The 23,785-nt window shown below is 29.2% G+C and carries 19 protein-coding genes, 1 tRNA gene and 1 pseudogene; 7 read left to right on the top strand and 14 right to left on the bottom strand.

The features are described 5' to 3' along the window. Window positions 1-127 precede the first annotated feature (127 nt). The 3 genes from yfaE to nrdA are packed head-to-tail and all read right to left on the bottom strand — an operon-like array spanning window position 128 to window position 3,864. Window positions 128-418 carry a class I ribonucleotide reductase maintenance protein YfaE gene (gene yfaE, locus KEC37_RS01330; protein WP_223139766.1) on the bottom strand — a complete coding sequence of 97 codons (291 nt, stop codon included), beginning with the start codon at window positions 416-418 and terminating at the stop codon, window positions 128-130. Next, window positions 418-1,548 carry a class Ia ribonucleoside-diphosphate reductase subunit beta gene (gene nrdB / locus KEC37_RS01325; protein ID WP_223139304.1) on the bottom strand — a complete coding sequence of 377 codons (1,131 nt, stop codon included), beginning with the start codon at window positions 1,546-1,548 and terminating at the stop codon, window positions 418-420. The genes yfaE and nrdB overlap by 1 nt, the downstream gene beginning before the upstream one ends. 42 nt (window positions 1,549-1,590) lie before the next feature. Further along, window positions 1,591-3,864: a class 1a ribonucleoside-diphosphate reductase subunit alpha gene (gene nrdA, locus KEC37_RS01320; protein WP_223139765.1), complete on the bottom strand. Its 2,274-nt coding sequence runs from the start codon at window positions 3,862-3,864 to the stop codon at window positions 1,591-1,593. Between the two features lie 323 nt (window positions 3,865-4,187). Here nrdA and gyrA point away from each other — a divergent pair. Continuing rightward, window positions 4,188-6,713: pseudogene (gene gyrA / locus KEC37_RS01315) on the top strand (DNA topoisomerase (ATP-hydrolyzing) subunit A); the annotation flags it as partial. Window positions 6,714-6,803: 90 nt separating this feature from the next. Further along, window positions 6,804-7,949, top strand: coding sequence for a succinyl-diaminopimelate desuccinylase (dapE, locus tag KEC37_RS01310; protein ID WP_223139763.1), 1,146 nt, complete (start codon window positions 6,804-6,806; stop codon window positions 7,947-7,949). Here the strand turns inward: dapE and KEC37_RS01305 are convergent. The 3 genes from KEC37_RS01305 to folD all read right to left on the bottom strand — a co-directional run bounded on the left by KEC37_RS01305 (window position 7,942) and on the right by folD (window position 11,177). Continuing rightward, entirely contained in the window at window positions 7,942-8,778 is an 837-nt protein-coding gene (locus KEC37_RS01305; RefSeq protein ID WP_223139762.1) for a sugar phosphate isomerase/epimerase family protein, read from the bottom strand. The genes dapE and KEC37_RS01305 overlap by 8 nt on opposite strands. A gap of 127 nt (window positions 8,779-8,905) precedes the next feature. After that, window positions 8,906-10,168, bottom strand: a complete 1,263-nt coding sequence (gene lysA / locus KEC37_RS01300) for a diaminopimelate decarboxylase (protein ID WP_223139761.1) — start codon at window positions 10,166-10,168, stop codon at window positions 8,906-8,908. Between the two features lie 136 nt (window positions 10,169-10,304). Next, window positions 10,305-11,177: a bifunctional methylenetetrahydrofolate dehydrogenase/methenyltetrahydrofolate cyclohydrolase FolD gene (gene folD / locus KEC37_RS01295; protein WP_223139298.1), complete on the bottom strand. Its 873-nt coding sequence runs from the start codon at window positions 11,175-11,177 to the stop codon at window positions 10,305-10,307. A gap of 83 nt (window positions 11,178-11,260) precedes the next feature. Here folD and KEC37_RS01290 point away from each other — a divergent pair. After that, window positions 11,261-11,334, top strand: a tRNA-Arg gene (locus KEC37_RS01290). An 80-nt stretch (window positions 11,335-11,414) separates the two neighbouring features. Here the strand turns inward: KEC37_RS01290 and ureG are convergent. The 8 genes from ureG to trxB all read right to left on the bottom strand — a co-directional run bounded on the left by ureG (window position 11,415) and on the right by trxB (window position 18,631). Continuing rightward, window positions 11,415-12,047 carry an urease accessory protein UreG gene (gene ureG, locus KEC37_RS01285; protein WP_223139760.1) on the bottom strand — a complete coding sequence of 211 codons (633 nt, stop codon included), beginning with the start codon at window positions 12,045-12,047 and terminating at the stop codon, window positions 11,415-11,417. A 17-nt stretch (window positions 12,048-12,064) separates the two neighbouring features. Beyond that, window positions 12,065-12,751, bottom strand: a complete 687-nt coding sequence (locus KEC37_RS01280; protein ID WP_223138848.1) for an urease accessory protein UreF — start codon at window positions 12,749-12,751, stop codon at window positions 12,065-12,067. A gap of 22 nt (window positions 12,752-12,773) precedes the next feature. Continuing rightward, window positions 12,774-14,480, bottom strand: a complete 1,707-nt coding sequence (gene ureC, locus KEC37_RS01275) for an urease subunit alpha (protein ID WP_223138847.1) — start codon at window positions 14,478-14,480, stop codon at window positions 12,774-12,776. After that, complete coding sequence (locus KEC37_RS01270; protein WP_223138846.1) at window positions 14,477-14,821, bottom strand: urease subunit beta; 345 nt, start codon at window positions 14,819-14,821, stop codon at window positions 14,477-14,479. Before KEC37_RS01270 ends, ureC begins: the two co-directional genes overlap by 4 nt. A 15-nt stretch (window positions 14,822-14,836) precedes the next feature. Further along, the gene (locus tag KEC37_RS01265; protein ID WP_223139295.1) at window positions 14,837-15,139 is read right to left on the bottom strand and encodes an urease subunit gamma; all 303 of its coding nucleotides are present in this window, start codon (window positions 15,137-15,139) and stop codon (window positions 14,837-14,839) included. 14 nt (window positions 15,140-15,153) lie between these two features. Beyond that, the gene (locus KEC37_RS01260; RefSeq protein ID WP_223139759.1) at window positions 15,154-15,972 is read right to left on the bottom strand and encodes an urease accessory protein UreD; all 819 of its coding nucleotides are present in this window, start codon (window positions 15,970-15,972) and stop codon (window positions 15,154-15,156) included. 65 nt (window positions 15,973-16,037) lie between these two features. Beyond that, window positions 16,038-17,513: a glucose-6-phosphate dehydrogenase gene (gene zwf, locus KEC37_RS01255; RefSeq protein WP_223139758.1), complete on the bottom strand. Its 1,476-nt coding sequence runs from the start codon at window positions 17,511-17,513 to the stop codon at window positions 16,038-16,040. 170 nt (window positions 17,514-17,683) lie between these two features. Next, window positions 17,684-18,631, bottom strand: coding sequence for a thioredoxin-disulfide reductase (gene trxB / locus KEC37_RS01250; RefSeq protein WP_420885563.1), 948 nt, complete (start codon window positions 18,629-18,631; stop codon window positions 17,684-17,686). A 299-nt stretch (window positions 18,632-18,930) separates the two neighbouring features. Between trxB and lolA the strand changes: the two genes are divergently transcribed. The 4 genes from lolA (at window position 18,931) to atpB (ending at window position 23,764) form a co-directional block, all read left to right on the top strand. Next, window positions 18,931-19,554: an outer membrane lipoprotein periplasmic chaperone LolA gene (gene lolA, locus KEC37_RS01245; protein WP_223139756.1), complete on the top strand. Its 624-nt coding sequence runs from the start codon at window positions 18,931-18,933 to the stop codon at window positions 19,552-19,554. Between the two features lie 70 nt (window positions 19,555-19,624). Further along, the gene (glyA, locus tag KEC37_RS01240; RefSeq protein ID WP_223139755.1) at window positions 19,625-20,881 is read left to right on the top strand and encodes a serine hydroxymethyltransferase; all 1,257 of its coding nucleotides are present in this window, start codon (window positions 19,625-19,627) and stop codon (window positions 20,879-20,881) included. Window positions 20,882-20,934: 53 nt separating this feature from the next. Further along, on the top strand, window positions 20,935-22,815 hold the full coding sequence (gene mnmG / locus KEC37_RS01235; RefSeq protein WP_223139754.1) for a tRNA uridine-5-carboxymethylaminomethyl(34) synthesis enzyme MnmG: 1,881 nt from the start codon (window positions 20,935-20,937) through the stop codon (window positions 22,813-22,815). Window positions 22,816-22,951: 136 nt separating this feature from the next. Further along, window positions 22,952-23,764: a F0F1 ATP synthase subunit A gene (gene atpB / locus KEC37_RS01230; protein ID WP_246778198.1), complete on the top strand. Its 813-nt coding sequence runs from the start codon at window positions 22,952-22,954 to the stop codon at window positions 23,762-23,764. The last annotated feature ends 21 nt before the right edge of the window (window positions 23,765-23,785 follow it).

Genomic DNA, 23,785 nt, shown 5'->3' with positions numbered 1-23,785 from the left:
TTCAATAGACATTAAAATATTATATATCAATGCTATCTATTTTTCTAAATTTATTAAATAATAATAGCGATTCTCTATTAATAGAGCAACTCTACAAAGATTTTTATTTTCATGACAATAAAAATTGTCAATCAATGAAATTAGATAATTCTTCTCGATCTAATTGAATATTATTAATGGGTAAACAAGAACACGGAAGAATTTCGTTCTTTTGTAAAAAAGCTAAAGGTTCATTGTGATACTTAACAGTTCCTTTGATTAATTTAAGCCTACATATACCACAATAACCAGAACGACAATGAAAATCTATTTTTAGATTATTTGCTTCTAATATACTTAATAATGAATTATAATTTCTATTATATAAAATATATCTATTCTCGTATAAGATTAATCTCTTTTTATATATTATTTTCATTATAGAGTAAAATCACTTAAATCATCACTATTCATATCAGAATCAATTTGTCCAACTAAATAAGAAGTAACTTCAGCTTCTTGGGGGGCTACTTGTACATGATCAGATATTAGCCATGAATTAATCCATGGAATAGGATTGGAATGATTTTCAAATGGTAATTTCAGACCAATGGACTGCATACGAATATTAGTAATATATTCAATATATTGGCACAATATATTATTATTTAAACCAATCATTGAACCATTTTTAAATAAATAATTGGCCCAATTTTTTTCTTGTTGTGCTGCTATAAGAAAAAGTTGATAGCTTTCTTGCTCACATTCTTTAGCAACTTTAACCATTTCAGGATCGTCTTTTCCTAGACGCATAAGATTAATCATATGTTGTGTTCCAGTTAAATGTAAGGCTTCATCTCTTGCAATTAATTTAATAATTTTAGCATTACCTTCCATTAGTTCACGTTCAGCAAAGGCAAAAGAACAAGCAAAACTCACATAAAATCGAATTGCTTCTAATGCATTAACACTCATTAAACATAAATAAAGTTTTTTTTTCAATTCATATAAATTATTTATTATTTTTTTTCCATTAATTTGATGCACCCCTTTTCCGAATAAATGATAATAACTAGTTTTTTGAATTAAATCATCATAATAATGGGAAATATCTTTAGCACGTTCCAAAATTTCATGCGTATTTATAATATCATCAAAAACTATAGATGGATCATTCACAATATTGCGTATTATATGAGTATAAGAACGAGAATGGATAGTTTCAGAAAATGCCCAAGTTTCTACCCATGTTTCTAACTCTGGAATTGAGATTAAAGGTAGAAATGCAATATTAGGACTACGTCCTTGTATAGAATCGAGTAGTGTTTGATATTTGAGATTGCTAATAAAAATATGTTTTTCATGATCTGGTAGTAACTGATAATCGATACGATCTCGAGAAACATCAATCTCTTCGGGACGCCAAAAAAAAGATAGTTGTTTTTCAATAAGTTTTTCAAAGATATTATGTTTTTGTTGATCAAAACGAGCAATATTTACTGATTGACCAAAAAACATTGGTTCTATTAATTGATTATTATTTTTCTGAGAAAAAGTAGTATATGCCATAGTAATTCCTTTTATTCTTATTTATTCTCTTATAAATTTACTTTATATTTTACAAATACCACTTTCACAATCAGAATCATCTTGTTGTTGTATAATTTTTTCAGCACCATCACGAGTATTTTGATAATATAATGTTTTTAAACCAAATTTATAAGCAGTTAACAAATCTTTTAATAATTGCTTCATAGGTATTTTTCCATTATGAAAACGAGATGGATCATAGTTAGTATTTGCTGAAATAGATTGATCGACAAATTTTTGCATTATACCCACTAATTTTATATAACCCTCATTATTTGGCATATTCCAAAGAAATTCATATGCATCTTTTAAACGAATAGATTCTGGAACAACTTGTCTTAATATTCCATCTTTTGATATTTTAATACTAACATAATCTCTGGGAGGTTCTATACCATTTGTTGCATTAGAAATTTGAGAAGAGGTTTCGGATGGCATTATAGCGGAAAGAGTAGAGTTACGTAATCCAAAATCTTGTATTAATTTACGTAATTTTTCCCAATCATAGTAAAGCGGTTCATTTACAATAAAATCAACATCTTTTTTATAACTATCAATAGGTAATATACCTTGTGAATAAGAAGTTTCACCAAACCAAGGACATGGGCCCTTTTCTCTGGCAAGTTCATTGGACGCTTTTAGTAAATAGTATTGAATAGCTTCAAATGTACGATGTGTGAGAACATTAGCACTACCGTCCGAATATTTTACCCCATTTTTAGCTAAATAATAAGCATAGTTAATCACACCAATACCCAGAGTACGTCTTCCCATAGCACTTCTTTTAGCAGCCTGTATTGGATAATATTGATAATCAAGTAGCGCATCAAGTGCTCGTACTGTTAGTACGGAAATTTCATATAAATCCTCTAAATGATCTATTTCTCCTAAATTTAGAGCTGATAAAGTACATAGAGCAATTTCACCATTTTCATCTTTTATATCATTTAAAGATTCGGTAGGAAGAGTAATTTCTAAACATAAATTAGATTGACGTATCGGTGCTATCATTTTATCAAATGGACTATGATTATTACAATGATCAACATTTTGTATATAAATGCGACCCGTGGAGGTGCGTTCATGCATTAATAATGCAAATAATTCTAATGCTTTAATTTGACGTTGTGGAATATTTTTATCTTGTTCATATTTTATATATAATTTATTAAACTCTTCTTGATCACAAAAAAAGGCATCATATAGACCAGGAACACTAGAAGGACTAAATAAAGTTATATATTCATTATCAACTAATCTTTGATACATTAATTTATTAATTTGAACCCCGTAGTCCATATGTCTAATACGATTAGATTCTATTCCTCTATTATTTTTTAAAACTAGTAAACTTTCTACTTCTAGATGCCAAAGCGGATAGAATAAAGTAGCCGCACCTCCACGAATTCCTCCTTGTGAACAGGATTTGATTGCTGTTTGGAAATGTTTATAAAACGGAATACATCCTGTATGAAATGCTTCACCGTTTCTAATAGGACTACCAAGTGCACGTATACGACCTGCATTAATGCCAATTCCAGCACGATGAGAAACATATTTTACAATAGAACTTGCAGTAGCATTAATTGAATCTAAACTATCACCACACTCAATTAACACACAAGAACTAAATTGACGTGTTGGAGTTCGTACCCCAGACATAATTGGTGTTGGTAAAGAAATTTTAAAAGTTGATATAGCATTATAAAATCTTTTTATATAATCTAATCGAATATCTTTAGGATAAGATGAAAATAAACATGCTGATACTAGTATATATAAAAATTGAGCACTTTCATAAATTTCTCCAGTTACTCTATTTTTTACTAAATATTTTCCTTCTAATTGTTTGACGGCAGCATAAGAAAAATTCATATCTCTTGAGTGATTAATAAAATTATTCATAATATTAAATTCTTTAATACTATAATCTTTTAGTAAATGTTTATCATATTTTCCTAGTTTAACTAAACGTAAAATATGATTATATAAATGTGGTGGGTTAAAACAACCATAAGCTTTTTTACGTAAGTGAAATATTGCCAGACGTGCGGCTAAATATTGATAATCAGGTATTTCAGCAGATATTAAGTCTGCTGAAGATTTAATCAAAGTTTCATGTATTTCTGATGTTGTAATATTTGCATAGAATTGAATTCGAGAATGTAATTCAACTTGAGAAACCGATACTTTTTCTAATCCTTTAGCTGCCCACTCTATTACTCGATGGATTTTATCTAAATTAAGAACTTCTTTTCTTCCATCTCTTTTAGTGACTAAAAGAATTTGATTCATGCAAATTTATTATCCTATTAATAGAATTTTAATAATTTTTTATGGTATTGATCTGAGATTAAATTAATAATAACAGTAATAGAGTATTAGAAACTTAAATAATTTCGAAACGAATATAATTAGAGAGGAAAAGTTAAGTTTATATAAAAAACATAATGTTATCTATCTTCTTTTAGAATGTTATTAATAAAAATTATATCAATAAAAAAATTTATGACAATAAGTATTTATTATAATTAGCTTACTTTATTTTTAGAGTGTTTTTTTATTATAAAGATGATATAATTTATATCCTTTATAAAAGATATGTAGGAATATAATTAATGGGGAATTTTGCCAAAGAAATTATACCTGTTCACATAGAAGAAGAGCTAAAACGTTCATATTTAGACTATGCTATGTCTGTTATTGTAGGTCGTGCTTTACCTGATGTACGTGATGGATTAAAACCCGTACATCGTAGAATACTATTTGCTATGAAAATGCTTGGCAATGATTGGAATAAACCATATAAAAAATCTGCACGTATAGTAGGAGATGTTATTGGGAAATATCATCCACATGGGGATGCGGCTGTATACGACAGTATTGTAAGAATGGCTCAATCTTTTTCACTACGTTATACATTAATAGATGGACAAGGAAATTTTGGTTCTATTGATGGTGATCCTGCAGCGGCTATGCGATATACTGAAGTTAGAATGTCTAAAATTGCTCATGAATTATTATCAGATATCGATAAAGAGACAGTAAATTATTCCACTAATTATGATGGAACAGAATATATTCCTGATGTAATGCCAACTATAATTCCCAATTTATTAATTAATGGTTCTTCTGGAATTGCAGTAGGTATGGCTACTAATATTCCTCCTCATAATTTATGTGAAGTTATTGATGGTTGTTTAGCATATATCAAAGATGAAAATATTAGTATAGAAGAATTAATGCAATATATTCCAGGACCTGATTTTCCTACCGCAGCTATTATTAATGGACAAAATGGTATTAAAGATGCATATAGAACTGGACAAGGTAAAATTTATATTCGTGCAAAAGTGATAATAGAATCAGCACATGAAAAAAATAATGAATCTATTATTATAAATGAATTACCTTATCAAGTTAATAAATCTAAATTAATTGAAAAAATTGTTTCTTTAATTAAAGAAAAAAGAATAGATGGTATTAATAATATACGTGATGAATCTGATAAAGAAGGAATGCGTATAGTAATAGAAATAAAAAAAGATACGACATCTCAAATAGTGTTGAATAATTTATATTCTCTAACGCAACTTCAAACTACTTTCGGAATTAATATGGTTGCATTACATGAGGGGGTACCTAAATTATTATCTCTAAAAGATATTATTGTATCTTTTATACAACACCGTCGTAATATCGTCATACGTCGTATTATCTTTGAGTTAAATAAAGCTAATAATAGAATACTGCTTCTAGAAGCATTAATAATAGCTATTTTACATATTGATTTAGTAATTAATATGATTAAAGAATCTTCGACTCCTGAAGAAGCTAGAAAAAATTTATTACAAAGAGAGTGGGATATAGATCCTTCTTTTCTTTTAAAAAAAGAACTAGATTTCTACACCGATAAAAAGGAATCACTTCCTCAATTTCTAATAAATAGTAAATATTTTCTAAATGACAAACAAGTACAAGCTATTTTAGATTTACGTTTACAAAAATTAACTAATTTAGAAAAAGAGAAATTATTATCCGAATATAAAAATTTAATTATATATATTTCTGATTTAAATCAAACGTTAAGAGATTCTAATAAGTTAATGAGAGTGATACGTAATGAACTTTGTTATATTAAAGAAAAATATCGTGATACTCGACGTACTCAAATTAATATTGAAGTTGTTGACACAACGATTAATATTGAAAATTTAGTTAATCAGGAAAATGTAGTTATTACTCTTTCTCATCAAGGATATGTTAAATATCAACCACTTACTGATTATGAAGCACAACATAGAGGAGGAAGAGGAAAATCAGCAGCAAGAACGAAACAAGAAGATTTTATTGATCGATTACTTGTAGCAAATACTCATGATACTATCTTATTATTTTCTAATAGAGGTAGAATATATTGGATGAAGGTATATCAACTTCCAGAAGCTAGTCGTATATCTAAAGGAAAACCAATTATTAATTTATTACCATTAGAAATAAATGAAAGAATTACCGCTATATTACCTGTGAATAAATATAAAAATAAGAAATATGTTTTTATGGTTACTGCTCGAGGAATTGTAAAGAAAACGGATTTATCTGAATTTAGTCGTCCACGTAGTACTGGTATTATTGCAGTTAATCTAATTAAAGGGGATGAACTTATAGGAGTTGATGTAACAAATGGTACGGATGAAATTATGTTGTTTTCCGCTTATGGGAAAGTAGTGCGATTTCCCGAAGATCAAGTACGTAATACACATCGTACAACCTCTGGTATTCGTGGAATACATTTATCTAAAAATGATAAAGTTGTTTCAATTATTATCCCTAATAATCAAGCTTCTATTCTTATTATTACAAAAAATGGATATGGAAAAAGAACAAAACAAATAGCATTTTCTACTAAATCTCGTGCTACTAAAGGAATTATTTCTATCAAAGTGAATGAACGTAATGGTGAAGTTGTTGGTGCTGTACAAGTAAATAATGAAGATCAAATTTTGATTATTACTGATGCTGGAACATTAGTCCGAACCAGAGTATCTGAAATAAATATTATTGGTCGTAATACACAGGGAGTGATGCTAATTCGTACTACAAAATGTGAGCATGTCGTTGGATTACAGCGTATTCCTTCACCTTATCCTAATTCTACTCAATCTATTGATATTAAAGATCAATAATAATTTTAAACTAATTTTTATTGAATATTATTTTCTTACAGGATTGATATGTCTTGTCCAATTTTAAAACTTACAAAACGTTTAGTACAATGTGAATCTATTAGTCCAAATGATGCAGGTTGTCAGGATATTCTTGTAGAAGATTATTTCAAACCTTTAGATTTTATAATTGAGTATCTTCCCTTTGAAGATACCCAAAATATTTGGGCTTTTCATCAAGGAAAAGAGAAAGGTCCAAGTTTATTATTTGTTGGACATACAGATATAGTACCCGCTGGAGATTTATCACAATGGAATAGTCATCCTTTTGAAGCTTCTATACGTAATAATATAATTTATGGACGTGGTGTAGCTGATATGAAAGGAGCCTTAGCTGCGATGATAATAGCAACAGAACGTTTTATTAAAAATAATCCATTACATAAAGGAAAATTAGCATTCATTATTACGTCAGACGAAGAAGGAAAATCTGAAAATGGAACAAAAAAAGTTATTCATACTTTAATTAAAAGAAATGAAAGAATAGACTACTGTTTAATAGGTGAACCTTCTAGTACTTATAAAATAGGTGATACGATTAAAAACGGCAGAAGAGGATCTTTGACAGCTAATATAGTGATTCATGGAATACAAGGACATATTGCTTATCCTCATCTTGCCAACAATCCCATTCATAGTTCTATTCTATTTTTGAAAGAACTGATTTATCATGAATGGGATAAAGGAAATGCCTTTTTTCCTTCTACTACTATGCAAATATCTAATATTCATGCGGGTCACGGAAATAGTAATATAATTCCAGGAAAATTACATCTACAAATAAATTTTAGATTCGGAACTCAAACCAATGAGTTAATAATTCGTAATAAAGTCAAGAACATTCTGCAAAGTCATTTTAATAAGGAGGATTACCATATTGATTGGTTATTTTCTGGACCCCCATTTTTAACCTTACCGGGTAAATTATTAGAAGTCGTATCTCAAGCGATTCAACATTATCAAGGCATTACACCTCATATTGAAACAACAGGTGGGACTTCTGATGGAAGATTTGTTGTACAAACTGGATCAGAAATAGTAGAATTAGGTTTAATAAATAAGACAATTCATAAAGTAAATGAATGTACAAAAATTACAGATTTACAAGTACTAGCTAAAATTTACCAATTTATTATCTCCAAAATTCTCATGTAGTACCATGTTGTTGTATAAGGAAGTTTTCTAGTGAAATTAGCGAATTCAATCCTTCTCTTGCTACTGAATGAGGAGAGATTCTTTTATATCGATCACTGAAAATTTCTAATGACCATATTCCCTTATATCCAGTTTGTTGTGCCGATTTAGCAAAAGCTTCTATAGCAAGTATTCCTCTTCCTGGAAAACAACGATAATGTCGACTCCATTCATCAAAGGAACATATTGGTGTTGGAGGAGGATCGGCATCAGCTATTTGAATAAAAAATAATTTTTCTACAGGGATATATTTTATTATATCCAAACTATCTTGAATAGCTAAGACATGAAAACTATCAAGTATTAATCCAAGATTTGGATGATCAACAATTCGTACTCTATCCCAAGCTTGACTAAGACGATTAACGTATCTTCCCCAAGATAGAGCTTCGTAGGAAACATAACAATCATGTTGTCTAGCTATTTCTGCTAACTTTAATAAATTTTCAATTTGTATATCCATATAAGGTGAAGCATAAATATCAGTTGTACTACATGCTAATAATTGTTGACAACCAAGATTATTCATCTGTTCAAACATTTTTTTAGCATGCTCAGTAGCTTTATTTCTATTTTCAGGTTGTATCCCATCAAAATCTCTGAGCGGTTGTAATAGTACAATTTTTAAATTTAAATCTTCAGTTAAAAGACGAATATCTCTTATTTTTCCAGTAAATTGAACTAGATCATCAGAAAATATTTCCACGGCATCAAATCCTGCTTTAGAAATAGCATATAATTTTTCCGGTAAAGTACCTGATAAAGAAACGGTTGAAATTGCTTTACGCATACATATCCTTTATAGTTTTGAAGAGTAGTAATATTTTTTTATTCTTGATATTCCAATCAATTCAATATAACTATTTTGAATAGATAGAAAGAGTGTCTTTTTATTAATTGTAAATAGTAAATTTTATTCAAACCATTTCTAAAAGAAATAAATCCTCAAAACACTGACGTCGTCGAATTTGTTTCATTGTTCCTTGTTCAACTAATATTTCTGGGAGTAAAAGACGACTATTATAATTAGATGACATTGAGGCCCCATAAGCTCCAGTATCATGAAAAACTAAATAATCATTAATTTTTGCTAGCGGTAATTTTCTCGTTGAAATTTTTCCTCCTTCTATTTGAGTGAAAAGATCACCGGATTCACAAAGAGGTCCACCTATTATAACCTCATATCTTTTTTCATGAATGATATCCTGATTATTTGCAGGTAATAGTGAGATATAATGATAACTTCCATACATAGCAGGACGCATTAAATCATTAAACCCTACATCTACTAAAAAAAAATATCTATTAGCTACTTTTTTCACCGCTCTTACTTTAGCGATTAATATACCTGATTCAGCTACTAAAAAACGCCCAGGTTCTATTTCTAAACTGATAGGATGACCAATATGATCTTGAATCTGTTCTCTAGCTGTATTCCAAATATTAAAATAATGATTGATATTGACTGGAATCTCTCCAAAACGATAAGGAACTGATAATCCTCCACCTGCCGATATAGCCGATATATCATAATCTAAATGCTTTACACATTTTACCATAGCATCACAAACTTTTGTTAAGTGTGTATAATTTACTCCAGATCCAATATGGATATGTAATCCAATAAGTTCTAATTTATATTTCTTAATATATTTTAATGCTAAAGGTAAATCTTCATACCATATTCCATGTTTACTATTTTTACCTCCCGTATTAGTTTTTTGACAATGCCCATATCCAAAACCAGGATTAACTCTGAGCCAAATTTTATGACCTATAGAACGTTCTCCTAATTGAACTAACATATCTATTGAGCCAGCATTGACTTGAATTTCTAATTCAATAATTCTTGCAAGAGTAACTTCATCTAATAGATCAGCGGTAAAAATTATGTCATTATGTTCTTTTCCTATTAAAAATCCTGCTAATAGAGCCCGTTCAATTTCCCCTAATGAAACAGCATCCACTTTTACATTTTTTTTGCGCATTAAACGTAAAATATGAATATTAGAACATGCTTTTTGAGCAAATCGTACTATATCAAACTGATTTAATTGATCAATTTGACCGTAAATTTTCTCAGCATCATATACCCATACTGGTCCTGCATATTGTTCATATAATGATTTTAAATTTTTAATATTCAAAGGACTTTTTGTATGATAAAGATCAATTGGCATTATTTTACCTTAAAATTTAATGTTAGAATGAATGCAATTAATAAAAAAGATATGAAGATTAATAAAATTAATTATTATGAGTATAATTCTTCTAATTTTAGCATCGTTATAATATTATTGCACTATAAAAATTTATTTATTTGACATAAATAAATCTATCGTAATACTGTTCACAAGCTTGTAAAGTATTTTGCATAAGTGTAGCAACCGTTATTGGACCAACACCTCCAGGGACTGGGGTAATATAAGACGCTCTTTTCAAGGCAGTAAAAAAATCTACATCTCCTACTATTTTACCATTTTCAAGACGATTAATACCTACATCGATTACTATTGCACCAGGTTTAATCCAGTGACCTGGGATAAAATATGCTTGACCAACTGCAACGATTAGTAAATCAGCATTATTAATATGATACTGTAAATTTCTAGTAAAACGATGAGTAAGAGTTACCGTACAACCTTGTAATAATAATTCTATATTCATTGGAATACCAACTATATTAGAAGCTCCAACTATAACAGCATCTAGTCCAAAAGTGTTAATTTTATACTCTTTAAGTAGAGTTAAAATTCCCTTTGGAGTGCAAGGTCGTAAAAGTGGGGCTCTTTTACATAATCTTCCAATATTATATGGATGAAAACCATCTACGTCTTTATGGGGAGCAATACTTTCTAATATACTAATTGTATTAATATTTTTAGGTAAAGGGAGTTGAACTAAAATTCCATCTATTCTTATATCATTATTTAATTTATCTATTACATTCAATAATTCCATTTTTTGAATGGTTTCCGGAAATTTAAAATAAAGAGAAAAAAATCCAACCATATCACAAACTTTTCTTTTCTTAGAAACATAAATTTTTGAAGATGGAGCATCACCAACTAAAATTACTGCTAATCCAGGTCTACGCTTATTTAAGCGAATACGTTTATCTACTTGTTTGGCTATTTTATTTTGAATTTTTTCTGCAATAAGATTCCCATCAATTATTTTTGCTATCATTTTAATTTTTGTGTATACTAATCTTAAAAATAATTTTATTTTAGTTTATTTAAACTAATCACTGAAAAAAATCCATCAAATATGCGCCCTTAGCTCAGTTGGATAGAGCAACGGCCTTCTAAGCCGTAGGTGACAGGTTCGATCCCTGTAGGGCGTGATTTATATATAATAAAATACTATCTTATACTAATACTAATATAGATAAGATAGTATTTTATTATAAAATGAGGAATCTTTTTAAGAGATAGGATAACCCTGGGATCTAAAAAATAGAAGAAGGCTTTCTAAACCCTTTCTCTCTTTTAAATTTGTAAAAGTCCATGGTCGATTCAATCGCATAGTATTCGTATCTTTCTCCATTATCTGGAGGGATGCACCTACATATGAAGCTAAATCCATTTTATTTATTACCAGAAAATCAGAACGAGTAATACCTGGACCTCCTTTTCTTGGAATTTTTTCTCCTTCTGCAACATCAATCACATAAATTACTATATCTACCAATTCTGGACTGAAAGTCGCTCCTAAATTATCTCCTCCACTCTCAATAAAAATAATATCTAAATTATGAAACTTGCCGCATAAAAATTCTATGGCTTCTAAATTCATGGAAGCATCCTCTCGAATAGCGGTATGCGGACAACAGCCTGTTTCTATCCCAATGATACGATCAGGATCTAATGCACCTGCAATAGTTAAAATACGCTGATCTTCTTTCGTATAGATATCATTAGTAATAACTGCAAGTTGATATTTTCTTTTCATTAACTTGCATAATACTTCAATTAATGCGGTTTTTCCTGATCCTACTGGACCACCTATTCCAATACGGATAGGATGCTGCTGCCTATTACTGTTGTTTTTTTTCATTTTATTATCTTTTAGTATTATGAACGAAATAAACGCGTAAATTGTGTTTCATGACAAGAAGAAGCAATCGCTACTAATGGTAATCCAGATCCTAAATCATTATCAGTCATTGATAAGGCTTTTGGTAAAGAATATGCTAATGATTGAGACAGATCTTTTAGTAAAATTTGTGCGGTAGATTGACCAAAAGGGACCAATTTAATACCTGCTATAATAGCATTTTCTAACCAGCTATAACCGAAAGAAATTGCTAAATCAAATAAAGGTATCTTCCATTGATTACCTAACCAAGCTAATCCGCTAATTTGACTTTTTTTTATAAGTGAACTCCAATCTGAATTGGGAACAGGAAGGTCCCAAATATGAAATAATTTAAATAAAGCCGCACCACGTTGCTTTTCTTCATCTCTTAATTCACTTGTTTCTCTATTAGCTAATAATAATTGAATCCAGAATTGAAAACTATCTATATCGTCTAATTTATAAGAAATATATAAACGTTTAAGAATTGGCCAATCGAGTCGAGTTAACGTATAATCAATTTGTTGTTGTTGCCATAGACGAAAATTTTCTATATTAGCAATCCAACCCGATTCTACGGCCCACTCTAATCCTTTGGAATAAATAAAACTACCGATCGGTAAATTACTACTCGTTATCTGTAATAGACGAAATTTTTTTATAGTATTATTTATTTTTATCATCCTTTTTTAATAATTAAAATTTTTAAAATAAAAAGTAACGTTGCGCCATTGGTAATATGGCGGCTGGTTTGCAAGTTATTAAAGAATCATTTACATATACTTCATATGTTTGTGGATTAACTTGAATATTTGGCATCAAATTATTATGTATCATATCTACTTTTCGTACATAACGACAATCTTTAGCGACACTAAATAGACTTCTAATATTTAATGTACTTATAATATCTTTTTCTATAGCAGATTTTGATAGAAAAGTTATACGAGTAGCATGACAGGCATTACCTAATGTACCAAACATTTTCCTATAATATACTGGCTGTGGAGTCGGTATAGATGCATTAATATCTCCCATTTGTGACATAACTATCATACCTCCTTTCAATATTAAATTGGGTTTCACACCAAAAAAAGCTGGAGACCATAGAACTAAATCTGCTAATTTTCCAATTTCTATTGAACCTACTTCATGTGCAATACCATGTGTAATAGCTGGATTAATGGTATATTTAGCTATATAACGTTTAACACGAAAATTATCATGGTTTCTTGTTGTATCTTCTGGTAAGAAACCTCTTTCTATTTTCATTCTATGTGCTAATTGCCAAGTACGTAATATGACTTCTCCAACTCTTCCCATTGCTTGAGAGTCAGAAGATATCATAGAAAAAGCTCCCATATCATGTAAGATATCTTCCGCTGCAATTGTTTCTCTTCGAATACGAGATTCAGCAAAAGCTATATCTTCTGCAAGATTAGAATCAAGATGATGACAAACCATTAACATATCCAAATGTTCATCTATAGTATGTATGGTATAAGGTAATGTTGGATTCGTGGAAGAAGGTAATATATTAGGATACATACAAGCACGAATAATATCAGGAGCATGTCCTCCACCCGCACCTTCAGTATGGAAAGTATGTATGGTACGATCTCCTATTGCAGTTATTGTATCTTCAAAAAAACCGGATTCATTGAGAGTGTCAGTATGAATGGAAACTTGTATATCTGATAATTCTGCAACGGATAAACAACAATCAATTACAGAAGGAGTAGCACCCCAATCTTCATGAATTTTTAATCCAATAACTCCCGAATCAACTTGTTCATATAATGCTTTGGGACAAGAACTACTTCCTTTTCCTAATAAACCTATATTCACTGGGAGGATATCTGTAGCTTGTAGCATACGTGAGATATTCCATATACCAGGAGTACAGGTAGTGGCTTTGGTCCCAGTGGATGGACCCGTACCTCCTCCAATCATAGTAGTTATCCCAGATATGAGAGCTTCTTCTATTTGTTGAGGACAAATAAAATGTATATGAGAGTCCACACCACCAGTAGTAACAATTTTTCCTTCTGCCGCAATAACATCTGTACCTGCTCCAATTGGAATATTAACGTTAGGTTGGATATCTGGATTGCCTGCTTTGCCAATAGAATGAATACGACCGTTTTTTACTCCAATATCAGCTTTTATGATTCCCCAATAATCAATAATAATAGCATTAGTTAAGACTAAATCTACTGTTTCTTTGCAAGAGAGTTGACCTTGACCCATCCCATCTCTAATAACTTTCCCTCCTCCAAATTTTACTTCTTCACCATACGTTGTGAAATCTTTTTCTATTTCAATCCATAGTTCAGTATCTGCTAATCTAATACGATCGCCTATAGTAGGACCAAACATTTCTGAATAGGCTTGACGAGATATTTTATTCATGTTTGCAATGCTTCTTCTTTATTTTTCTGATATTTATTGAGTGATCCCATTATTTTTGAACGGAATCCCCATACTATTCTCTTTCCAGAAAATTGAACTAATATAACTTTACGTGATTGTCCTGGCTCAAAACGTATGGTGGTACCTGCAGGAATATGAAGACGAAATCCTATGGTTTTTTTTCTATCAAATTTTAAATATCTATTCGTTTCATAAAAATGAAAGTGTGAGCCAATTTGTATGGGTCTATCTCCATGATTTTCAACAAGTAATTGTAATGTTTCTCTTTCTTTATTGATTTCTATTAATTGGGGTAATAATTGAAATTCACCTGGAATCATAAAAATTTCTATATACTATATAATCGGATTGTATACCGTTACTAATTTCGTTCCATCTAAAAACGTTGCTTCTACTTGTATTTTGGTCAGTGTTTCTGCAACACCATTCATAACTTGTTCTTTTTTTAAAAGATGCCTACTAGATTCCATTAATTCTGTCACAGATTTTCCCTCTCTGGCTCCTTCTAAAATAAAGGAGCTAATAAGAGCAATAGACTCTGGATAATTTAATTTTATTCCTCTAACAAGACGGCGTTCGGCTAAAAGAGCGATAGTAAATAACATAAGCTTATCTTTTTCTCTTGGTGTAAGATTCATTATTATTTCCTTCTTTAAGTAAACCAAATACGTGGTGGAAAAGAAATATCACCGATAATTTCTGGACGTAATACATCCCATAGTTTATATAATATAGTACGTAAATAATCATCATTATTACATAAGATCCTTACTACTAATAAAGAGGAATCTAATAAAGTTGCACCTGCGATTATTCTTTTATTGTAGATAATTTTTCGTACTATATTTAATAATTGCTCATTAGCGGGCGTTGCTATTAATGTTGATAGTAGCGGATAATGATTAATAATTGATAAATCACCATTACTAATACATAATTTTTCATATAATAATAGTATATCTGATTGCCAAATTTGTAATTGATAATTGCAATTTCCTTTATAGAAGGGTTCTTTTAGAACGGTACGACCGAAAGATAAATTGTCCCAAGCAATAATTTTGGAATTTTTTTGTATATAAAAATAAGTTGTTATTTCTGCATATGCTCCTGGAAATAAAAGAGTTTCTGGAGGTAAGAATTCTAATGTTGCCTTTTCTTCAAGAAAAAAATATTGAGTAAGAGAAGAGGATTTGGAACTTTTACTAAAATAAAATTTAGTGATACTTGGCATAGTAAGTAAAACTTTAGTATTTTTATTCATATAGAGATTAACAAAAAGTTTATCACCTCCAACTATCCCTCCAGGCGGATATAATAAGTAAATATGGCAAGATTTCTTTTCTCCTTCAGGATAAAAAGGATGTTGGACCATTAATGGTCCAGTATGTTTACGACAATATAAAACAGTTTTTTTATCTCTATCAGATCTTCTACATTTTAAATCTATAGTACTTATCCAAGGATCAGACATATCTTCCTTTCAAGGAGCAAAGAATTATGAAAAATTAAAAAGAATATTTTTAACAACAATTTCATTCATTGTCTTGTCAATTGTCCCATTTCATTCCAATAACGACCATCTCTTCTAATCATTTCTGGAGAAGTATTAGGACCCCAACTTCCTGCGGTATAGGGTTCTGGTATATATTGAACGACTTTCCATGCTTGCATAATAGAATCTACCCATTTCCATGCTTCCTCTACTTCATCTCTTCTAACAAAAAGTGCTTGATTACCGCGCATTACTTCTAATAATAAACGTTCATATGCATCATTATTTCTAGAATGATCAGTAATATTTGAATGAATTTTTTTCAATTTGAAATAAGACATATTTTCTATTTCAACATTTTTTTCTAAAATACTAATACTAATACCTTCATCGGGTTGTAAACGAATAGTAATTTTATTAGGAGGTAATTTCTTACAAAAATTATCAAAAAAATTGATGGGCGGATTTTTAAAAAAAATGACTATTTCTGAACATTTGAGAGGTAAACGTTTTCCTGTTCTCAAATAAAAAGGGACTCCTGACCAAATCCAATTGTCAATATTCACTTTAAGTGATACAAAAGTTTCTGTACAGCTATCTTTATTTGCTCCTTTTTCTTCTAAATAACCAGGAACTTTTTCGGTATGAATCAAACCAGCTGTATATTGACCACGTATTGTATTTGTCAAAATATTTTTTTCATTAATTGGCCTTAGTGCACGTAAAATTTTAACTTTTTCATCCCGAATATTATCGGCTCTTAAGTCCAAAGGAGGAGCCATAGCAATTATACTTAAAATTTGTAGTAAATGACTTTGAACCATATCACGCATCTGACCTACTTTATCAAAATAGCCCCATCTTCCTTCTATACCTATTTCTTCCGCTACAGTAATTTGTATATGATCAATAGTTCGATGATCCCAATTTACTGAAAATAATGAATTAGCAAAACGTAGTGTTAATAGATTAATTACTGATTCTTTTCCTAAATAATGATCTACTCTATAAATTTGTTTTTCATTGAAAAAATCGGCTATTTTATTATTTATTAATTTTGAGGTTATTAAATCTGTACCAAGAGGTTTTTCTATAACAATACGGTTAGGTTCCTTATGGAGTCCAGCATATCCTAACCCTTTACAAATAGTACCAAATGTATTGGGTGGCATAGCAAAATAACTAATAGTAATACTATTTTTTTTATCTATTTTTTTAGATAAATTATGAAAGTTTTCTATTTCGTTTACATCAAGATTATAAAAATATAATCTTGTACTAAATGTTTTCCAAATACTTTCTTCGATCATTTCTCCTAAAAAGTTTTCTAATGCTTCACGTACGATATTACAGTAAAAAGATCGATTCCATATTGCACGTCCAACACCAATAATACGAGTTGCTGGATGTATTGAACCTAATTTTTCAAGACGATATAATGCGGGAAGTAACTTTCTTCTTGCTAAATCGCCTTTTGTACCAAAAATAATTAGATTACAGGCTTGCACTGTTGGTAACATATGCCCTTTATCTCCTTCCTTGATAATTCGAACATTCAGACTAAGTATTTTTATTCAAATTAGATAATCAATCTAGTTCGTTTTATCATTCACATAATAAATAATATTTAAAATATAGAAAAAGAATATTTTATTTAATGATGCATGAGGAATTCAATTCTCATTTGATTTTATTTGATAGATTCTAAATAACGTTCTGCATCTAATGCAGCCATACATCCTGAAGCAGCAGCGGTAATTGCTTGACGATATCTATTATCCATAACATCCCCAGCAGCGAAAACTCCTTTTATAGAAGTAGCTGTTTTACTTTGATCTAATCCTGAATGTATTTGAATATATCCATTTTCTAGATGAAGTTTTTTTGCAAAAATTTCTGTATTAGGTATATAACCTATAGCAATAAATAATCCAGAAACTGATATAATTTTAGTAGTAATATCCTTTTCTTTTAATCGAATTTTAGTAATACCATTATCATTTCCTATAATTTCTTCTACTATAGAATTCATATGTAAAATAATATTATTAGATTTTACTTTTTTCATTAATCTGTCTACTAATATCTTTTCAGCTCGAAAAATATGACGTCTATGAATTAAATGTATCTTTTTAGCTATATTAGATAGATAGAGTGTCTCTTCTATTGCAGTATTTCCTCCTCCTACTACAGCTATAATTTTATTACGATAAAAAAAACCATCACAAGTAGCACAAAAAGAAATTCCTTTTCCTTTAAATTTTTTTTCTGAAGGAATATCAAGACAACGAGGTGATGCTCCCGTAGCAATAATTAATGCATTACAGAAATATTCTGTATTATATCCAGTTAAATGAAATGGTTTGTTATCTAAATTGACTTTGCTAATATGATCAGAAATAATTGGAATTTGGAACTTCTTAATATGAGCATGCATCTTCTCCATAAGAGAAGGTCCTGTTAATGATTCGACTACTCCAGGCCAATTTTCTATTATATCTGTAGACATAAGTTGGCCACCTAAATTTTTACCAGTAATTAATATTGGATTAAGATTAGCTCTTGCAGCATAAAGAGTAGCAGTATAACCTGCAGGACCCGATCCTAATATAATTAAATCATCATTTTTTTTTATCATTAATTTTGTCATTGTTATATACTTTTTATTTGATATATTTATTTTTTCATTATCCAAAATATAAATAAATTATTCATAGAGAAGTATATATAATTATTATTTAATATTAGGATTGTAGCATATAAAAATATTTCAATTATATAAATTTTTTATTTTATCTTAATTATATTAATTATAACTGGATCAACTAACTATTATTTTTATATAGTGAAGGAGATATTTTATCATATTTATTTGATCTAGATTTTTTATCTATATATGTAAATAATTTTTAATTATATATGAATATATACAATCTAATGAAAAAATATTTAGTAATTACTATTATCATTATTTCTCTAATTATTACTCAAGTTCTAGCTACAGAACATTATGATAGTTTTAAAAAACGTTTAAATAAGAATGATGTCTTTTATGCTATATTTGAACAAAAAATATTAGATATTGAAGATAATATTATACAAGAAGCAAAAGGAGAGCTTTGGTTAAAATATCCTAATTTATGTCATATTCATACTATTAATCCAGAAAGTTTTTTCATTTCAGATGGAAAAAATCTTTGGAATTATTATCCTATATTAAAACAAGTTATGATTTTTTCCTTACAGAAAAAAGAATTAAAAAATATAGTAATATTAACGGATTTCTACTTTAAACCTATTTATAATAAATCGTATCAAATGAATAAAAATGACGATATTTTTATTTTTATTCCAAAAAATAAAGAGAGTCATTTAAAAATGATATCTATTCATATAGATAAAAGCGGAATAATTCAATATTTTAATCTTTGGGAAAAAAATGGGACTCAGAGTGTTTATGAGTTAAAAAATCAAAAATTTTTAAAAAAAGAAGATTCGTCTATATTCAAATTTAAATTACCTAAAGATGTAACGGTAGAAAATTTCTCTATTAATATTTAATCACAACATACATAAAATTCAGTATATATAGATACTTTAAGCTCATTCTGAACTAACAAGGAAGAATTTTATGTTTATATTGAACAACACAATGAAAGATTATGATACTGAAATATGGGATGCAATACAAAAAGAAATACAAAGACAGGAAGAACATATTGAATTAATTGCATCAGAAAATTACGTTAGTCCTGCTATTATGCAGGCTCAAGGCTCTCACTTAACGAATAAATATGCTGAAGGTTATCCGGAAAATCGTTATTATGGAGGATGTGAATACGTTGACTTAGTAGAGAAAATTGCTATTGATCGTGCTAAAATATTATTTAAAGCAGATTATGCCAATGTTCAACCACATTCAGGTTCACAAGCGAATTTAGCTGTATATAGTGCATTATTACAACCAGGAGATATGATATTAGGGATGAAATTAGATCAAGGAGGACATTTAACTCATGGTGCAAAAGTGAATTTTTCTGGTAAATTATATAATGTAATATCTTATGGTTTAAATGAAAAAGGATACATTAATTATGATGAGATATATCGATTAGCCAAAATGTATAAACCTAAAATGATAATTGGTGGATTTTCAGCCTATTCAGGCATAGTAAATTGGAAGAAAATTAGAAAAATAGCTGATTATATTAATGCATACTTTCTGGTCGATATGTCACATATTGCCGGTCTAGTAGCTACAGGTCTCTATCCTAATCCAATCCCTTATGCACATGTAGTAACTACTACTACCCATAAGACTCTTGCTGGTCCGAGAGGTGGAATGATTTTATCCTCGATAGGAGAAAAAAATTTTTATGATAAACTAAACCGTGCGATTTTTCCTGGATTACAAGGAGGACCTCTCATACATGTAATTGCAGGAAAAGCTATTGCTTTTAAGGAAGCAATGGAACCAAAATTTATATTATATCAAAAGCAAGTTATTAAAAATGCAAAAGAAATGGTGAAAGTATTTCTTTCTCGTAATTATAAAGTAGTATCCGGACATACTGAGAATCATTTATTCTTATTAGATTTTACAAATGATACGTTTACTGGAAAAATGATTAGTGATATTTTAAATCAAGCTAATATTATTGTTAATAAGAATAGTGTGCCAAATGATAAGAGAAGTCCATTTCTTACTTCTGGGATACGTATTGGGACCCCTTCAGTAACGCGTAGAGGATTTAAAGAATGTGAGGTTAATAAAATTGCTAATTGGATATGTGATATCATAAAAAATATTCATGATAAAGATCATCTTCAATTTATAAAAAAGAAGGTATTATATCTCTGTAATAAATATCCAGTTTATAAAAAATAAATGAAGTAAATTAGTATATATCATTTAATTTATAATATTGATAAAATTAATATATGAAACGTTCGAATCATTTCGAAGTACTAGTTATTGGTGGAGGTCATGCTGGAACAGAAGCTGGAATGGCTGCAGCAAGATTAGGTTGTAAGACTTTAATTTTAACACAATCTATACAAACTATAGGAAATTTATCTTGTAATCCATCAATAGGAGGAATAGGAAAAGGGCATTTAGTTAAAGAAATTGATGCTATGGGTGGTATTATGGCAAAAGCTATTGATATATCAGGCATTCAATTTAGAAAATTAAATATGAAAAAAGGAGCAGCGGTTAGATCTACACGAGCTCAAGCGGATAGAATGCTTTATAAAAAGGCAATATATACTGCACTAAAAAATCAAAATAATTTACAAATTATACAGCAAATAGTAAGTAAATTACTTATAAAAAATAATTCCATTATAGGAATCATGACAACCAATGGATTAATATTCTATGCATCTTCTATAATTATTACGGTTGGAACTTTTTTAAATGGGAAAATTTATATTGGATCCAATAGTTCTAATGGAGGTAGAATTGGAGAGTTACCAACTACTATATTATTCCATCAATTTCATGATATTCCTTTTCGAATAAAAAGATTTAAAACGGGGACTCCCCCTCGTATTGATGCACGTAGTATTGATTTAAGTAAACTAGAAAAACAATATAGTGATAATCCACTGCCAGTATTTTCCTTTATGGGATCAATAGATCAACATCCTCGTCAAATCCCTTGTTATATTACTCATACCAATATACAAACCCATACAATTATTAGAGATAATTTAAAATATAGTCCAATGTATTCGGGAAAGATTATAGGAACAGGACCTCGTTATTGTCCTTCTATAGAAGATAAAGTGATTAAATTTCCAAATAGAGATTCTCATCAAGTTTTTTTAGAACCGGAAGGATTAAATAGTAATAATATTTATCCAAATGGTATTTCTACTAGTTTACCATTTGAAATACAGATTAGAATGATTCGTTCAATAAAAGCATTAGAAAATGCTCATATTATTCAACCAGGTTATGCTGTAGAATATGATTGTTTAGATCCTCGAGATTTGTATCTCACATTAGAAAGTAAATTAGTAAAAGGTTTATTTTTCGCTGGTCAAATTAATGGGACGACTGGATATGAAGAAGCTGCGGCACAAGGGATGCTTGCTGGATTGAATGCGGCACAATTAGCTAAGGATAAGGATTATTGGATACCTCGACGTGATCAAGCTTACTTAGGAGTAATGATAGATGATTTATGTACATTAGGGACAAAAGAACCATATCGTATTTTTACTTCACGTGCCGAATATAGACTAATGCTTCGTGAAGATAATGCGGATATTCGTTTAACAGAAATAGCTAAAAATTTAGGATTAATAGATGAAGAACGTTGGTGTCATTTTTGTAATAAAATTTCTTTAATAGAAAAAGAACGTCAAAGAATACGGAACATCAAAATTAAACCAAGTGATAGTAATATTAATATACTTAATAATTTGATGAAAACACCTTTAATCCGTGAATATAATGGAGAAGAATTACTGCGTAGACCTGAAATGAACTATAGGTTACTAAAAAATATAGTTCAATTCTCTCCTCTATTAGAAGAGAGTCAAGTAACAGAAGAGATTGAAATTCAAATCAAATATGAAGGTTATATTAAGAATCAACAAAAAGAAATTCTTTCTCATAAACGTAATGAAGAAACAAGATTACCAAATACTATTGATTTCAGTATGATTCCTGGACTTTCTAATGAAGTTGTGAGTAAATTAAATGCATGTAAACCTACCTCCATTGGTCAAGCATCACGTATTCCAGGTATAACACCCGCTGCTATTTCTATATTACTAATTTGGGTAAAAAAATATAATTTATTATCATAATAGAAGAATTTATCCTGTTTATTTTATGTTGGAAATAAGAAAATATCTCTTTTAAATTTTGCTTTCTTAGAGAAAGATTATTAATATTATATTGTGATTGGTATTTATTTATAATAAAAGGAATCGATTTGTGTCTATATTTATAGAAGTGTCTGATACTCAAGAATATATAGGGCATCACTTAAAACATCTACGATTGGATTTATATAAATTAAAATTAGTAGACGATTTTCATGAAGGATTTTGGATATTAAATATTGATTCAATATTCTTTTCTCTCTTACTTGGAACTATTTTTTCATTATTTTTCTATTTAGTTGTAAAGAAAGTAAATTATCGTTTTCCTGGTAAAATACAAACTTTTATAGAATTATTATTTATTTTTATTAATAAAAATGTAAAAGAGATATTTCCTTATGACAATAAAATCGTTGCTCCTCTTTCATTAACAATTTTTGTTTGGGTTTTCTTAATGAATGTTATGGATTTATTCCCAGTAGATTTATTACCAGATTTAAGTAAATTGCTATTAGATTTACCTGCACTTAGAGTAGTGCCATCTGCAGATGTAAATATTACTTTATCTATGTCATTAGGAGTATTTATACTTATATTATATTATAATATAAAGATTAAAGGGATTCTTAGATTTATTAAAGGATTATTAATGCAACCATTTAATCATCCCATATTTATACCAATTAATTTAATTCTTGAAGGTATTATATTATTATCGAAACCTATATCATTAGGTTTAAGATTATTTGGCAATATGTATGCAGGAGAATTAATTTTTATTCTTATTTCGGGTTTATTACCTTGGTGGTCTCAGTGGGTTTTAAATCTACCTTGGGCTATTTTTCATATTTTAATTATTACTTTGCAAGCTTTTATATTTATGATTTTAACAATTGTTTATCTAGCTATGGCTCATGATGAAAGTCATTGATTAGATTAATAATCTACTTCT

Source organism: Candidatus Schneideria nysicola (genome assembly GCF_019923565.1).
In the GTDB taxonomy this organism is placed as follows: domain Bacteria; phylum Pseudomonadota; class Gammaproteobacteria; order Enterobacterales; family Enterobacteriaceae; genus Schneideria; species Schneideria nysicola.
This window is presented reverse-complemented; position numbering and strand designations above follow the sequence as displayed.

Excerpts from the sequence above, each read along its gene's own strand:
- KEC37_RS01305 (WP_223139762.1), bottom strand. The coding sequence starts at position 8,778 with ATGCGTAAAGCAATTTCAACCGTTTCTTTATCAGGTACTTTACCGGAA.
- glyA (WP_223139755.1), top strand. The coding sequence starts at position 19,625 with ATGTTTATATTGAACAACACAATGAAAGATTATGATACTGAAATATGG.
- lysA (WP_223139761.1), bottom strand. The coding sequence starts at position 10,168 with ATGCCAATTGATCTTTATCATACAAAAAGTCCTTTGAATATTAAAAAT.
- nrdB (WP_223139304.1), bottom strand. The coding sequence starts at position 1,548 with ATGGCATATACTACTTTTTCTCAGAAAAATAATAATCAATTAATAGAA.
- KEC37_RS01265 (WP_223139295.1), bottom strand. The coding sequence starts at position 15,139 with ATGAATCTTACACCAAGAGAAAAAGATAAGCTTATGTTATTTACTATC.
- KEC37_RS01280 (WP_223138848.1), bottom strand. The coding sequence starts at position 12,751 with ATGATAAAAATAAATAATACTATAAAAAAATTTCGTCTATTACAGATA.
- dapE (WP_223139763.1), top strand. The coding sequence starts at position 6,804 with ATGTCTTGTCCAATTTTAAAACTTACAAAACGTTTAGTACAATGTGAA.
- zwf (WP_223139758.1), bottom strand. The coding sequence starts at position 17,513 with ATGTTACCAACAGTGCAAGCCTGTAATCTAATTATTTTTGGTACAAAA.
- KEC37_RS01260 (WP_223139759.1), bottom strand. The coding sequence starts at position 15,972 with ATGTCTGATCCTTGGATAAGTACTATAGATTTAAAATGTAGAAGATCT.
- mnmG (WP_223139754.1), top strand. The coding sequence starts at position 20,935 with ATGAAACGTTCGAATCATTTCGAAGTACTAGTTATTGGTGGAGGTCAT.
- nrdA (WP_223139765.1), bottom strand. The coding sequence starts at position 3,864 with ATGAATCAAATTCTTTTAGTCACTAAAAGAGATGGAAGAAAAGAAGTT.
- yfaE (WP_223139766.1), bottom strand. The coding sequence starts at position 418 with ATGAAAATAATATATAAAAAGAGATTAATCTTATACGAGAATAGATAT.
- ureG (WP_223139760.1), bottom strand. The coding sequence starts at position 12,047 with ATGAAAAAAAACAACAGTAATAGGCAGCAGCATCCTATCCGTATTGGA.
- folD (WP_223139298.1), bottom strand. The coding sequence starts at position 11,177 with ATGATAGCAAAAATAATTGATGGGAATCTTATTGCAGAAAAAATTCAA.
- KEC37_RS01270 (WP_223138846.1), bottom strand. The coding sequence starts at position 14,821 with ATGATTCCAGGTGAATTTCAATTATTACCCCAATTAATAGAAATCAAT.
- lolA (WP_223139756.1), top strand. The coding sequence starts at position 18,931 with ATGAAAAAATATTTAGTAATTACTATTATCATTATTTCTCTAATTATT.
- ureC (WP_223138847.1), bottom strand. The coding sequence starts at position 14,480 with ATGAATAAAATATCTCGTCAAGCCTATTCAGAAATGTTTGGTCCTACT.
- trxB (WP_420885563.1), bottom strand. The coding sequence starts at position 18,631 with ATGATAAAAAAAAATGATGATTTAATTATATTAGGATCGGGTCCTGCA.